Annotated in this window: 9 protein-coding genes; 6 read left to right on the forward strand and 3 right to left on the reverse strand. The window is 38.5% G+C overall.

All coding sequences use genetic code 11. The features are described 5' to 3' along the window. Positions 1-38: 38 nt before the first annotated feature. Positions 39-677: an O-methyltransferase gene (locus BLR60_RS05255; protein WP_090497524.1), complete on the reverse strand. Its 639-nt coding sequence runs from the start codon at positions 675-677 to the stop codon at positions 39-41. A 7-nt stretch (positions 678-684) separates the two neighbouring features. Continuing rightward, a complete protein-coding gene (gene ruvX, locus BLR60_RS05260; RefSeq protein ID WP_090497526.1) occupies positions 685-1,101 on the reverse strand; it encodes a Holliday junction resolvase RuvX in 417 nt (138 codons plus the stop codon). Positions 1,102-1,724: 623 nt separating this feature from the next. Between ruvX and BLR60_RS05270 the strand changes: the two genes are divergently transcribed. Genes BLR60_RS05270 through BLR60_RS05280 form a run of 3 tightly spaced genes read left to right on the forward strand, consistent with a single transcriptional unit; the run spans position 1,725 to position 4,864 of the window. Continuing rightward, a complete protein-coding gene (locus BLR60_RS05270; protein ID WP_090497530.1) occupies positions 1,725-2,873 on the forward strand; it encodes a DNA polymerase III subunit in 1,149 nt (382 codons plus the stop codon). Position 2,874: 1 nt separating this feature from the next. Then, positions 2,875-4,413, forward strand: a complete 1,539-nt coding sequence (gene ricT, locus BLR60_RS05275) for a PSP1 domain-containing protein (protein WP_090497531.1) — start codon at positions 2,875-2,877, stop codon at positions 4,411-4,413. Next, on the forward strand, positions 4,382-4,864 hold the full coding sequence (locus BLR60_RS05280) for a gliding motility lipoprotein GldH (protein ID WP_090497533.1): 483 nt from the start codon (positions 4,382-4,384) through the stop codon (positions 4,862-4,864). The genes ricT and BLR60_RS05280 overlap by 32 nt, the downstream gene beginning before the upstream one ends. 24 nt (positions 4,865-4,888) lie before the next feature. On the opposite strand, the gene BLR60_RS05285 is transcribed toward BLR60_RS05280, so the two are convergent. Beyond that, complete coding sequence (locus tag BLR60_RS05285) at positions 4,889-6,190, reverse strand: UDP-N-acetylmuramoyl-tripeptide--D-alanyl-D-alanine ligase (RefSeq protein WP_208600578.1); 1,302 nt, start codon at positions 6,188-6,190, stop codon at positions 4,889-4,891. A gap of 86 nt (positions 6,191-6,276) precedes the next feature. Between BLR60_RS05285 and BLR60_RS05290 the strand changes: the two genes are divergently transcribed. The 3 genes from BLR60_RS05290 (at position 6,277) to BLR60_RS05300 (ending at position 14,249) form a co-directional block, all read left to right on the forward strand. Next, positions 6,277-8,772, forward strand: coding sequence for a M14 family metallopeptidase (locus BLR60_RS05290; protein WP_090497536.1), 2,496 nt, complete (start codon positions 6,277-6,279; stop codon positions 8,770-8,772). A gap of 811 nt (positions 8,773-9,583) precedes the next feature. Beyond that, positions 9,584-12,805 carry a SusC/RagA family TonB-linked outer membrane protein gene (locus tag BLR60_RS05295; protein WP_090497538.1) on the forward strand — a complete coding sequence of 1,074 codons (3,222 nt, stop codon included), beginning with the start codon at positions 9,584-9,586 and terminating at the stop codon, positions 12,803-12,805. A 16-nt stretch (positions 12,806-12,821) separates the two neighbouring features. Next, the gene (locus tag BLR60_RS05300; protein ID WP_090497540.1) at positions 12,822-14,249 is read left to right on the forward strand and encodes a SusD/RagB family nutrient-binding outer membrane lipoprotein; all 1,428 of its coding nucleotides are present in this window, start codon (positions 12,822-12,824) and stop codon (positions 14,247-14,249) included. Positions 14,250-14,776 lie beyond the last annotated feature (527 nt).

Consider the following 14,776-nt stretch of genomic DNA (forward strand, 5'->3'; position numbering starts at 1 on the left):
TAACCGATTAAAACACTTAACCGATTAACCATAATATATTAAGCTTTCTTCCTGATCACAAACAAACCATCGCGAACAGGTAAAATTAATTTCTCAACCCGTTCATCTTCAGCTATTTTATCATTAAAGCCAGTAATATTTCTGGTGTCTTTATCCTGTTTTTCCTGAAGTACTTTTCCACTCCATAATACATTATCAACAATGATAATTCCGCCCGGGCGAACACGGTCAAAAATCAGATCATAATAGGTGCCGTTGTTTTTCTTATCTGCATCAATGAAAACAATGTCGAAAACTTCATCTAAACTTGAAATGGTAGTAGTAGCATCGCCAAGGATGTAATTAATCTGATTATTATAGGCTGATTTGGCGAAGTTGCGGCGAACCATGTCTTCCAGTTCCTCATTAATATCCAGCGTATATAACAGGCCATCTTTGGTTAATCCCTCGGCAAGGCATAAAGTAGCGTACCCGGTAAAAGTGCCAATTTCTAAAATCCTTTTAGGGGCAACCATTTTGCTGAGCATGCTTAAAACCCGGCCTTGATAGTGGCCAGAAAGCATGCGGGGCATTAAAACTTTAAGGTTGGTTTCGCGGTCTATGTGTTGAAGCAATTCGCTTTCAGGCTCGCAGTAGGTAATTAGTAAATCCTGTAAATCGTCGTTTATTAGGCTCATTTGTTGGTTATAAACGGTTACTTTCCATAAAATATTGTAAAATAATGGTTGCGGCAATGGTATCAACCCGGTCTTTGTCTCTTCTGTCCATTTTTTTTAAGCCACTTTGCATAATGGCCTGATGTGCCAGTTTAGAAGTAAAACGTTCATCAACCCAATGCCTTGGGATATCGGGAAATGATTTTTTCAACAGCGTGGCAAAACCTTTTACATGTTGTGCCGAATCAGACGGAGAACCATCCATTTGTTTAGGATCGCCCAGTACAAAGGCCTCAACTTGCTCATTAAGCATATATTTTTTAACATATTCGATCACATCTTTAGGGTGTACCGTATCCAGGCCTGTTGCAATAATTTGCAGAGGATCGGTTACCGCAATACCGATGCGTTTTGTTCCATAATCAAATGCGAGGATCCTTGCCATAAGTTAAGCGTTAGGGGTTGGCGCAAAGCGTTGGCCCATCTTTTAATTTTAAAAAGTTCAAAGGTAAGGTTTTTGAAATAATAGGTAAACCTAAGAGTAATGCTGTTAACCAGCGTGTTATTGACTTAAAATTGATTTCTTCTATTTTTGAAAAGCAAAACCTGTGTTACTTGGGTATGTCCTGTCCTGCTGTATGCTTTAGCCCTCATGCTTCGGGGCTGCCGCTCCCATCAGGTTTAGTTAATGCAGACCGGTGCGGTTTGGGTAATTTGCGTAGTGCGCTATTTGATGTTCCTAAAGAATACTGATTTAGTTAAATAAACCTGGTAGGGCGTAAAGCGTTTAGTGCCGTTAAAAAACAAAAGTCAAGGATAAGGTTTTTAGTAAATCGGTTTTCAAGCAAAAAGGCTTCCTCAAAACCAATCTAAACCCTGGTGCAGCGGCATCCCAAATTAGTTCAATTTGGGATATAGCGGAAAAAGGGACCGAACAGAACAAAAGCACTACCGGAGCCTGCTTTTCTAAAAAATAAAATGTCGTTTTAATCTAAAAAACGCAGCTTCTGAAACAACTTCAGGATGCCGAGGCTGTGAATCTCATATCTATTTCTTATTTTGCACCAAATGCAGTTTAAAGAAATCATAGGACAGGAAAGAGTGAAGCAACAATTGGTGCAGACGGTTAAGGAAAACCGGATTAGCCATGCGCAGCTATTTTTGTCGCCTGCCGGTTCCGGGGCTGTAGCACTGGCTATTGCCTATGCACAATACGTCAATTGCCTTAACAAAGGTGAAAATGATAGTTGTGGCGAATGTTCGAGCTGTAGAAAATACGAACGTTTAATTCATCCCGATTTGCATTTCTCCTATCCTTTTTTTGCTTCTGCTAGTGTAAAAACGGCTGTAGATGTGCTGGAAGAATGGCGGGGCATGCTACTGCAGGATCCTTATTTTGATATGGATATTTGGCGTTCCAAACTCGATGCGGCCAATAAACAGGCCAATATTAACATCGCTGAATGTCACGATATTATTAAAAAACTGAGCTATAAAGCCTTCGAAGCCGAAACAAAGGTTTTAATTATGTGGCTGCCCGAATACCTGGATAAAGCCGGGAACGCCTTGTTGAAATTAATTGAAGAACCGCCTGCAAATACACTGTTTATTTTAATTGCGCAAAGTCAGGATCAGATTTTAACGACCATTTTATCCAGAACGCAGATTGTGAAGATCCCAAAACTTTCATCAGAAGAGGTAACCGGATATTTATTAAAGGCGAGCGGATTAACGGAGCATCAGGCTATTGATTATTCATTTTTGGCCGATGGAAATTTAATTGAGGCTAAAGCGCTTGCCGCAGATACACAGAGCGACAGTTCTGGCACATTTACGGCCTGGTTAAGGATGGGTTTTGGAAATAAATTGCCCGATTTGATCGACTTTACGGATGATGCAGCGAAATGGGGAAGAGAAAACCAGAAGAATTTTTTAAAGTATGGTGTAAATTATTTACGCGAATGCTGTTTAATTTTAAGTGGTGCCGAAGAATTGGTGAAATTGCCTCCGCTAACCTTCGAAACTGCCAAAAAACTGAGTATGCACGTGCTTACCTTACCTATGGCCGAGGCCATTATTGGCGAGTTGGAAAAAGCGCATTACCATATTGAAAGAAACGCAAACCCAAAAATTCTGTTTTTAGATGTATCTTTACAATTGGTAAAAATTATCAAGTTTAAAACGCTCCCTGCGGGGACTCAATATATATACAATTAATATGGGATGTGGAAGTTGTTCAACAGGTGGTGGTTGCACCCCTAATGGATGCAAAAGTAATGGCTCATGCGGCACCGGTGGTTGCCAAACAATGGAAGTTCATGATTGGCTGTCTAATTTGGATATGCCTTCTAATTATAAACCTTTTCAGGTTACAGAAATTAAGTTTAAGGGCTCGCGTAAAGAGTTTTTCCTCAATAGCGATAACATTTATCTCGAAATTGGAGAACTTGTTGCCGTTGAAGGGCCAACTGGTGGTTTCGACGTAGGACATGTTTCGCTTACCGGCGAGCTGGTGCGGATCCAGATGAAACGCCGTAAAACGGCACTCGATCAGGTCACCAAAAAAATCTACCGTAAAGCTACCGAAGCTGATGTGGAGAAATGGAATGCCGCCAAGGGAATGGAATGGGAAACCATGCATAAGGCGCGTAAACTGGCACTCGATCTCCGTTTGCAGATGAAAATCAGCGATGTGGATTATCAGGCCGATAAAACGAAAGCTACTTTCTTTTATACTGCTGATGGACGTGTGGATTTCCGAGAGCTGATTAAAAAGATGGCGGAAAGCTTCCGTATCCGGATTGAAATGCGCCAGATCGGAATGCGTCAGGAAGCTGGCCGTTTAGGTGGAATCGGTTCCTGCGGTCGCGAATTATGCTGCTCTACCTGGTTAACAAATTTCAAAACCGTATCTACAGCTGCGGCCAGATATCAAAATTTATCATTAAATACCTTAAAGCTTGCGGGGCAGTGCGGTAAATTAAAATGCTGCTTAAACTACGAGCTGGATACTTATCTGGATGCTTTAAAAGATATTCCCGATAGAATTGAAAACCTGGATACGGAGGCCGGTTATGCCCGTCACCAGAAAACTGATATTTTCAAAAAAATCATGTGGTTCAGTTACCAGGGTGACGAAAACTGGATCCCGGTTAAAGCCGCACGTGTAAAAGAGATTATGGCGATGAATAAGGCAGGTAAAAAAGCACCTAACTTAAAAGAAGAAGCCGTTCAGATCGCCGCACCGGTTGTGGTAGAAAAATCTTTCGATTACGAAAATGTAGTGGGTCAGGATAGTTTAACCCGCCTTGACGAACGTTCTCGCTCTAAAAATAACCAGAACAGAAACAACAACCAGAAAAATAGCCGCAACAATAACCAGAATAAGAGAGAAAGAATTCCTGCAGGAGAGAAAAATGCTGGGCCTAATAACAAACCTCAGCAGGCTCAACAGGGTGTACAGAAAGCGCAACAAAGCGGAAAGCAACAACCTGGCGGAGCAAAACCGCAACAAAATTCGGGTCAAAAGGCTCAACAAGCAGTGCCGAAACCACAACATGTTAATGGACCAAAGCCTCAAAATAACAAACCGAAGCAAATGCAAGGACCAAAACCTGAAGTTAAGGCTGAAGGAAATGTTATTATAGAAGGTACCAAGCCAGAGCAGAGCAAAAATAAGAACAGAAATAACCGTAGGAAAAACAATAACCGCCGAAACAATAATAATGGCTCAGAGAATAAACCTGCTGCTGAATAAAAGGCAAATTATTTTGCTTGCATTTTTATGGACGGTTACGCTATTTGTAGGCTGTAAGGACAGTGTAGTTGATAGCAATATAGAAATTGCCGACCGCAGGTGGACTTACCGTAACCATATTTCTACAACATTTGACATTAAAGATAATACCAAGGCCTATAATATTTATTTTAAGTTAAGGCATACAGCCAATTATAAATATGCCAATATTTTTATCCTGGCTCATTTTAAAGATGGGAAAAAAGTAGTAACCAAACGCTATCAATATAAATTGGCCAAAAATGATGGCGAATGGTTGGGTAGCGGTTCCGGGAATGTATTTAGTTATACCCTGCCCATGTTAACCAACTATCATTTTCCGCGAAATGGCAAATTTGAGATTGAAATTGAGCAGAATATGCGCGATAATCCGCTTTTGGAAGTAAGCGATGTTGGATTGTTGGTAGAGTAATAAAGCGTGTTAGGCATCCTTACCCTACAAATATTGCAGCAAGCTTTCCAATTTCATTCCCCGCGAGCCTTTGAGTAATACTAAATGATCGTGGACTAAGTTTTCTTGTAAGTATTGAGTCGCCTCAGCAGGCGTTTCGAAAAATATGCCTTTAAAACTGTCTTTAAATGTATGGAAATCCTTCCCGATAAAAATGATTTGATCTAAACCACTTTCATTGGCTTGTTTTACGATCAGTTCGTGTTGATCACGTGATTCAGGGCCTAATTCGAACATGTCGCCCAAAATAGCCGTCTTTTTATCAGCCGATATTACGGAGAGGTTTTTCAAAGCCGCAGCCATGCTGCTAGGATTGGCATTATAGAAATCGCAGATTACCGTGTTTTTTTCAGTTTTAGTGAGTTGCGAACGATTGTTTTTCGGCTGGTATTTTGATAAACCGGTATTGATCTCTTCAGGACTCATGTCGAAAAAGTCTCCTATGCAGATTGCTGCCAGGATATTTTCAAAATTATAACTGCCGGTTAAATTGGTTGTTACTGAGGATGAAGTCTCATGATTGGTCCAGTTTACTTCGATAAAAGGATCGCTGCTTTTTAGTTCCCCTTTAATGGTATTGCCGTTTTCTGTTCCATAATAAATGAGCTTGTTTAAGCCTGCTGCTATACTCATTTTAAGTAAATCAGGATTGTCCCTATTAATAAAAGTATAGCCATTGGTCTGTTTAAGGTAAGCGTAAAGTTCTGCCTTGCCTTTTTTTACCCCTTCAAAACCACCAAAGCCGTCTAAATGTGCCATGCCTACATTGGTAATAATGCCATGGGTGGGTTGAGCGATGGTGCAAAGCAATTCTATTTCTTTTTGATGGTTGGCCCCCATTTCAATTACCGCAACCTGTACATCATCGGTAATGGACAATATCGATAGAGGAACACCAATATGATTGTTTAAGTTACCCAAGGTGGCAAAGGTTTTATACCGTTCGGATAAAACAGCATTTACCAATTCTTTGCTCGTTGTTTTTCCATTGCTACCCGTTAAGCCGATAACCGGAATATTGAGCTGTTTGCGGTGATGGCGCGCCAGCTCCTGTAAGCTGCTTAATACATCTTCAACCAATAGAAAGTTATCGTTTTCTGCGTATTTTTCTTCATCAATTACGGCAAATGCTGCCCCTTTTTCTATGGCCTGGGCGGCAAATTCATTGGCATTAAATAGATCACCCCTTAAGGCAAAAAAGATACAACCGGGTGTAATGTTTCTTGTGTCGGTAGAAATAACAGGGTTTTTAAGGTAGTAATCGTATAGTTTTTCGGTTGTAATCATGCCTATCGTAAAAAAAAGTATGATGTAAAATTAAGCTTTCGCATCAACAAAAAACAAAATTAGTACATTAGTTAAAATTATTCCTTATGAAAAGACTCTTAACGTTCTGTCTAGTCTCCCTCAGTACTGTTTTCTTTGTGCAGGCACAGCTAAAATCTCCCGACGATTTTTTAGGTTATCAGTTAGGTTCGCATTTTAGCCCCCATCACAAAGTAGCCGATTATTTTAGGCAAACTGCTACGGCTTCTGCTAAAAATATGAAGTTGATTGAATATGGTAAAACCAATGAGGGCAGACCGTTAATGGTAGCGATTGTATCTTCGCCAGAAAATATATCCAAACTGGAACAGATCAGGAGTAATAATCTGGTTTTGGCAACAGGCACCAATAATACTATCGATCTAAATAATCAACCAGCTATGCTTTGGTTGAGCTATAATGTACATGGTAATGAGGCCAACTCTACTGAAACCGCCATGAAGATGCTTTACACCTTAGTTTCGGGTTCTAATAAGCCTGCTGCCGAGTGGTTAAAAAATACCATTGTAATCATTGATCCTTGCTTAAATCCAGATGGAAGAGACCGTTATGTAAATTATTTTAATAGTGTCGTAGGAAAAATACCTAATTCAGATCCCTCATCAAGGGAGCACATTGAACCCTGGCCAGGCGGCAGACCAAACCATTATTATTTTGATTTAAACCGCGACTGGGCCTGGCAAACTCAGATTGAAAGTCAGCAGCGTTTGGCTTTGTATAACCAATGGATGCCGCAGGTACATGTTGATTTTCATGAACAGGGTTATAATGAGCCTTACTATTTTGCGCCGGCAGCAGAACCGGTTCACCAGAACATTACACCCTGGCAAAAAAGTTTCCAGGTGGTTGTAGGTAAAAACAATGCCAAATACTTCGATGCCGAAGGCTGGCAGTATTTTACCAAAGAACGTTTCGATCTGCTTTATCCCTCTTATGGCGATACCTATCCATTATATAATGGAGCAATCGGTATGACTTATGAACAGGGTGGCATCAGGGCCGGATTATCTGTGGTCACTAACGATGGCGATACCTTAACCTTGAAAGATCGTATTGCACACCATTTTACCACCGGAATGTCTACCCTGGAGGTAACTTCCTTAAACCATCAGAAATTATTAGAAGAGTATAAAAAATATTTCCAGCAGGAATTGGCTAATAGCCCGGGTGTTTATAAAAGTTATATTATAAAAGCGACCAATTTATCACGCTTAAAAAAACTGGCCGAACTGTTAACTAAAAATAAGGTCGAATTTGCCTTTGGCGGTGATAAAAACGGAAGAGGTTATGATTACGATACCCAGAAAGAAGAAAATTTTAGCATTGCCCGGAATGATTTAATTGTAAATATGCAGCAGCCAAGAGCAGTTTTGGCTAATGTTTTATTAGAACCACAAACCTTTGTAACCGATTCTAATACTTACGATATTACGGCCTGGGCCCTACCCTATGTGTATGGACTAAAGGGGTATGCCAGTAGAGAAAGTATAAAAGGAAAATTTCCAGCGCTTGAGGAGCCTAAAATCGTTGATACCGAAGTTGACAAACCGCTAGCCTGGTTATTTAGCTGGGGAACAAGTGAAGATGTTAGGGTTTTAACAGCATTGCAAAAAGAAAACGTGAAAGTGAGACAGGCTGATCAGCCATTTTCGGTAAATGGAAAAGATTATCCTGCCGGCACACTGATTGTACTGAGAGCAGAAAATGAAAAAACAATAAAGGGGATGAAAGATAAAATAGCCTTTATTGCAAAAATGTTGGATAAACCTATTCAGGCGGTAAGCAGTGGTTTTGTAGAGAAAGGTAAAGATTTTGGATCCAATGTTTATCCATTATTAAAGCAGCCGAAAATTGCCATTGTATCAGGTATGGAAGTTTCTTCTCTGGCTTTTGGTGAAGCCTGGTTTTTTCTTGAACGTGACCTCAATCTTTCGCCTATTATTATTAATGCCAGAGATTTAAATAACCTCGACATTAATAAGGTAAATACACTGATTTTACCAGATGGAAGTTACAGTGCTTTTATTGGCGATGGCTTAACGGCCTGGTTAAATAAAGGAGGCAGACTGATTTTGATGGAAGATGCCATTGAAGGTGTGCTGGATAAAAAAGGCTTCGATATTAAAAAGAAGGAAGCTGTGGTAAAAAAAGACGAAAAACCAGAGGCAAGTAAACTTCTTTTTAAGAACAAAGATAGGGATGATTTTGAAACGACTATTCCTGGTGCAATATATAAGATCAATCTTGATTCCAGTCACCCGTTTTCTTATGGGCTCGGTAAAACCTATTATAGCTTAAAAACCGATCGTAAAATCTATGAGCCATTTGTTAAAGGCTGGAATGTGGGTTTAATTAATGAAAAAAGTTTAATGGCAGGAGTAGTGGGCAAAAAAGCAAAGGAAGAGCTTAAAGCAGGGCTTTTAATTGGCGTGCAGGATTTTGGACGTGGCCAGGTAGTTTATTTGGCTAATGACCCGCTATTTAGGAACTTTTGGGAAAGTGGGAAAACTTTGTTTTCTAATATAATTTTTTGTGGATATTAGTGCATAATATATAAAGCGACTTTTGAGTCTTCATTATGTCATTGCTAATTGAAGAAATAAATTAATCTTTTTTAATGGTGACCATTTGTCCTTACAAAATATATCAGATAACCATCTGATCAACGGCTATAGTACCTCAATAGATGCTAAAAGTACATATTTGCAATTGCCCTGTACTACTTCGTGGTTTGCATTTTCTATAAATAAGTCCTGAAATGAATCACCTTCCCACGAGCGAGTTTAGGCTAGATTTCTATGTGTTTATTCCCTGCGGTAAATGCAGCAAAGGATAGAAAAATAAAACTTTCTAAATCTTCAGAATAGATTATTAATTGAATTCAGTATTAATAAATACATGAATAATCGCTAAGGCTGTTCATGTATTTTTTTAAAAGGGACATTTATGATCGGTCGATAATTAGATATGAATAGCTGAATTTTAACTTTTTAGTTTGTTTTTATTGGTGCACGCTGCTTTATTTTGTATTCTTTATTTATTGTTGCCAAAATTTTATTTTTTTAAGTTAAAATTGAATTTATTGTGTGTGTTTTTTTGATTTTATCTATTTTTTATGTGTTTTTTTTGTTTTTAAGTTTAAATAAAATATGATTTTGCTTTTAATTTTTATTAAATATATAATTTTTATGATTTTATTTTAATAATTATTAAAATTCGTAGTTTTTGTTAGTGATTTAGTTGATTTTTTGGTTTGTTTTATTGCTTTTTAATAAAAATTTATTAAAAAAAGTTTTTTAACCTGAATTTCAACACTTACATTAGGTGAATTATTAACTAAACTACTTCTTAATTATGAAAAAACTTCTACCGAGTTTGTTCATCTGGCTGTTTTTTGCACTATCGGCAATGGCACAGGAGCGAACTATCACCGGAACAGTTACGTCTTCAGAAGACAAACTGCCAATCCCTGGAGTAAGCGTAAAAATTCAGGGAGCCACAGGGGGCACCTCAACTAATGCTACTGGAAAGTTCTCCATTAAAGTCTCGCAAGACGCCAAAATTATTGTATTCTCCTCAATCGGGTTTACCACTCAATCCAAACCCATTGGAAGTTCAGATGTAATTAATGCAGTATTATCTTCAGATGCTAATGCTTTGGAAGAAGTTGTGGTAACTGCTTTGGGCCAGGTTAGGAAGAAAAATACCTTGTCTTATGCAGCGCAGCAGGTGAAAGGCGAAGAACTTACACAAACAAGGTCATCGAATGCGGCTTCTGCCTTATCAGGTAAAGTATCTGGTTTGCAGATTATTCAGGGCAATGCAATTGGTGGATCAACCAATGTTGTAATCAGGGGTAACAAGTCTTTAACAGGGAATAATCAGGCATTATTTGTGGTTGATGGCGTTCCGGTCGATAATTCAAACAATAATTCTGCTAACCAGAGAACAGGAAGGGGTGGTTATGATTATGGAAATGCGGCGGCAGATATTAATCCTGACGATATAGAATCGGTTAACGTGCTTAAGGGAGCTGCAGCAAGTGCACTTTATGGCTCCAGAGGAGCGAATGGTGTAATTATGATTACTACAAAAAGCAGGAAAAGTAAAGGCATGGGGATTACGATTAATAGCGGTTTAACCGTTGGAACCATTGACAAATCAACTTTCCCTGAGTACCAAACGGAATATGGTGCCGGCTATTCAAGTGGATATGAAAGCGGAGATGGTTTCTTATTAATTGATGTTCAGGGTAATGGTGTGAAGGAAAAGGTCGTTCCTACTTCTGAAGATGCATCTTACGGAGCAAAATTTGATCCAAACCTGCTTGTTTATCAATGGGATGCCTTTGACCCGTACTCTCCTAATTATAAGAAAAAAACGCCTTGGGTTGCTGCCGCAAACAATCCGTCAACATTTTATGAAACGGCAATTTCTAATAACAATAATATATTATTTGATGCCGCATCTGATAAAGGGACAATCAAGCTGGGTTATACCAGAAGTGATGACCGTGGAACGTTACCCAATAGCAAAATCGTTAAAAATATATTGAATTTTGGCTCTACTTACCAGATTACCGATCGGTTAACCGCATCGGCACTTGCGAATTACTCAAAAGTTGAGGGTTTGGGCAGGTATGGGTCAGGCTATAGTGGGTTAAATGTGAACCAGAATTTTAGACAATGGTATCAAACCAATGTTGATATGATGGCCCAAAAGGATGCTTACTTTAGAAATAAGCAAAATGTTTCATGGAACTGGGCTGACCCTTCTACACCTGCAGGCCTGGTACCTAAATATACAGATAATTATTATTGGACAAGGTATCAGAATTATCAAAATGATACCAGGAGCAGGATTTTTGGGAATGCGTCTTTAAATTATAAGGCAACTGACTGGCTAAATATTCTCGGACGTGTTTCTTTAGATACTTACAATGAATTTCAGGAAGAAAGGGTTGCCGTAGGAAGTCAGGGAGCAGCTTCTTATGCCCGCACAGACAGGTCTGTAAGCGAAACAAATTTTGACCTTATCGCAAACTTTGATAAAAATGTAACAAAGAACCTTAATTTGAAGGCATTGTTTGGTGGTAATATCAGAAAGAATTTATTGAACAGTGTTGCCTCCGCAACAAATGGTGGACTCATTGTGCCAGGGCTTTATAGTATTTCTAATTCTGTTGGTGCCGTAGCAGCCCCTGTAGAAAGATATGAGCCTAGAGAAGTTGATGGATTTTTTGGTGGAGCTACCCTGACCTATAATGAATTTTTAACCTTAGATGGTACTTTTAGAAGAGATAAATCTTCTACACTTCCAGGAGTCGGAAATGCATATAACTATTATTCGGTTGCTGGCAGCTGGTTGTTCTCCAAGCAGCTAAAGGATAAAGTTGACTGGATATCATCCGGAAAACTACGTGTTAACTATGCTACAGTTGGAAACGATGCACCTTTTGGTAGTATCAAAAATGTTTATACCTCTCAAAATCTATTTGGATCAAGCATTTTATTTGCCTATCCATTTACGACTAATAATCCTTCATTAAAACCCGAAAAGACAGAAAGCAGCGAGATTGGTTTAGAAATGGCTTTTTTGAATAACCGCATTGGTTTTGATGCTTCATATTACCTGACAAAATCAAAAAATCAAATTATACCGGTTGCGGTTTCTGCTGCAACAGGATTTACCAATACCTATGTTAATGCTGGTGTGATAAGAAATAATGGTGTCGAGGTTTCATTGTATGGTTCACCAATTAAAACACAAGATTTTTCCTGGAACATTAATATCAACTGGACAAAAAACAACAGTAAGGTTTTGGAGTTGTATAATGATAGTAAAAATTTGCAGTTAGCTAGTTTTCAGGCTGGCATAAGTGTTAATGCCACTTTAGGTCAGCCGTATGGAACCATTCAAGGTAAAGATTATGTCTATAATGCAAACGGAGAAAAAGTTATTGGTGCAGATGGATATTATAAAATAACATCTAGCACAACCAATGTTATTGGCAATATTAACCCAAAATGGATTGGTGGTATTTATAATAGCTTTAAATATAAAAACGTATCCCTGGGATTCTTAATCGACATCCGTTCTGGAGGCAATGTTTGGTCATTAGACCAATTTTATGCCACTTATACCGGTATTTTACCTAATACCGTTGGTTTAAATGATCTGGGTAATCCGGTAAGGAATCCGGTAACTAATGATGGAAATAGTGGAGGTATTATTTTAGAAGGCGTAACAGAAGACGGTAAAGTTAATACTAAGCGTGTTGTGATCGATGCCAATTCTCCTACCCTACCGCAATCTGCATTTTCATACGATGCCAGTTATGTAAAACTAAGAGAAGCTACATTAACCTATTCTTTCCCGAAAGCCATGATTTCAAAATGGGGACCTATAAAAGGCATTGATCTTTCTGTTTTCGGAAGAAATTTATGGATCATACATAAAAATCTTCCTTATTCAGATCCGGAAGAGAATTTGTCTTCTGGAAATGCGCAAGGGATACAAAGTGGTGCATACCCAACAACCAGAACAGTAGGGATTAATGCAAAACTATCATTCTAATTAAATCAACGATAAAATGAAAAAATCAATTATATTTTTTGCAATGCTTGTTGCTTTTACGGCTTGTAAAAAGAATATCACGTCACTTAATATTGATACCAAAAAGCCATCTGAGGTTCCTGCGGCAACTTTGTTTTCATTCGCAACTAAATCTTACAGCGACGTTGTTACGAGTGCTAGTGTTAACAACAATGTTTTCAGGTTCACAACGAGCCAATGGGCCATGGTAACTTATCAGGATGAAGCCCAATACGATTTTGGTACCAGAAATATTCCTCAAGCGTGGTGGACCACGATGTATAGAGAAGTACTCCAAAATTTAGCCGAATCATCAAATATCATAAAAGCCAATACTACGTTAAACGCTGGTATAAAATCGAATCAACTGGCAATTATTGATATCATGCAGGTACTAGCCTTTAGTACGCTTGTTAATACTTTTGGCAATGTGCCTTATAGCGAGGCGCTTGATCAAAAAAATCTTTTTCCGAAATATGATGATGCGAAGACAATATCATTAGATCTTTTGAAAAGGCTAAATACCGATATTGCCCAGCTCAATACGGCTAGTGCAGGATTTTCTGCAAGTGAGGACCTTATTTTTCAGGGTAACATTTCAAAATGGATAAAATTTGGTAACTCTTTGCGGATGCAACAAGCTTTAATTTTGGCAGATGCTGAAAATGCGATCGCGAAAACTGCTGTCGAAGCATCAGATGCAGGCGCAATTTCTGCCGATGTAGATAATGCAGCTTTTAAATATCTGGCAGGTGCACCAAACCAAAACCCACTTTATGTTGATATAGTAACCGGTGGTCGTGGCGATTATGTGGCTGCGAAAGACTTGGTTGACAAATTATTAGCGCTGGCAGACCCTCGCTTATCACAATATTTTGGTACCAATGCAAATGGCGCCTATGTTGGTGGTATAGTTGGGCAGGTAAATACGATATCTGCTGTTTCCAAACCTGGACCTAAAGTTTATGCTCCTGATGCACAAACCTTACTGATGGATTATGTAGAAACTGAATTTAACAGAGCAGAAGCCGCTGAAAGAGGGTATGCTGTTAGCGGTAACGCAGAAACGCACTACAATAATGCAGTTACAGCGTCGATTTTATATTGGGGAGGTACTGCTGCGGAAGCATCTGCCTATCTTGCAAATCCACTAGTTTCCTATGCAACTGCATCTGGTACCTGGAGAGAAAAAATAGGTGTCCAAAAATGGATCGCACTTTATAATAGGCCTTTTAACTGTTGGACAGAATTAAGAAGACTGGATTTTCCAAAAGTTACTGCACCGGTAGGCGCTAAATCTGGTTTTCCTAACAGACTTAATTATCCGAGCAATGAACAGCAGTTAAATGGGAATAATTACACTCAGGCTTCCGGTGCAATTGGCGGAGATGTTGTAACCACAAAATTATTCTGGGATAAGTTTTAGAAATGGAATGAAACTTTGATAACAAAAATGCATTCTAAAAGGTTATTTTAATATGGCGTTCGCATTTTAGAAGTTTTCCTTAATTTTTATTTAGAAGATACTAAGAGGCTGTCCGATCTTTTTGGGCAGCCTCTTAAGTTATATAAGGATTTGAGGAAATAATTTTCGATAAGCCGGCTGCGGTTTTGGCCAACATTCTGTAAATTATTATAACTGCTTTTGTAATTAAGCTAAAGATCCGCTTTTTAGAAAACTTTTCGGCTAATGGGGAAAACTTTGTTTTTAACGCAATGTTTTGTGGTTTCTAAAAATAGCCAGTATACGTAAGCTAATTTAGATCATCACAGGTAAACATCTGTAAGATGTATTTTTTAACTACTTTTTTTTAAAAAAAATTCTTGAGGTTCAAATAACAGCTACAGTTTTGAGAAAAAATCAAGTGTAGAAAAATTTTATAATTAAATGCAAAACGCTTTATCACTTGGAAGATTAGTTATGTAAGATAATCAGACAGCTGAAGTTTATGG

The organism is Pedobacter terrae (assembly GCF_900100705.1).
GTDB lineage: Bacteria > Bacteroidota > Bacteroidia > Sphingobacteriales > Sphingobacteriaceae > Pedobacter > Pedobacter terrae.

Excerpts from the sequence above, each read along its gene's own strand:
- BLR60_RS05255 (WP_090497524.1), bottom strand. The coding sequence starts at position 677 with ATGAGCCTAATAAACGACGATTTACAGGATTTACTAATTACCTACTGC.
- ruvX (WP_090497526.1), bottom strand. The coding sequence starts at position 1,101 with ATGGCAAGGATCCTCGCATTTGATTATGGAACAAAACGCATCGGTATT.
- BLR60_RS05270 (WP_090497530.1), top strand. The coding sequence starts at position 1,725 with ATGCAGTTTAAAGAAATCATAGGACAGGAAAGAGTGAAGCAACAATTG.
- ricT (WP_090497531.1), top strand. The coding sequence starts at position 2,875 with ATGGGATGTGGAAGTTGTTCAACAGGTGGTGGTTGCACCCCTAATGGA.
- BLR60_RS05280 (WP_090497533.1), top strand. The coding sequence starts at position 4,382 with ATGGCTCAGAGAATAAACCTGCTGCTGAATAAAAGGCAAATTATTTTG.
- BLR60_RS05285 (WP_208600578.1), bottom strand. The coding sequence starts at position 6,190 with ATGATTACAACCGAAAAACTATACGATTACTACCTTAAAAACCCTGTT.
- BLR60_RS05290 (WP_090497536.1), top strand. The coding sequence starts at position 6,277 with ATGAAAAGACTCTTAACGTTCTGTCTAGTCTCCCTCAGTACTGTTTTC.
- BLR60_RS05295 (WP_090497538.1), top strand. The coding sequence starts at position 9,584 with ATGAAAAAACTTCTACCGAGTTTGTTCATCTGGCTGTTTTTTGCACTA.
- BLR60_RS05300 (WP_090497540.1), top strand. The coding sequence starts at position 12,822 with ATGAAAAAATCAATTATATTTTTTGCAATGCTTGTTGCTTTTACGGCT.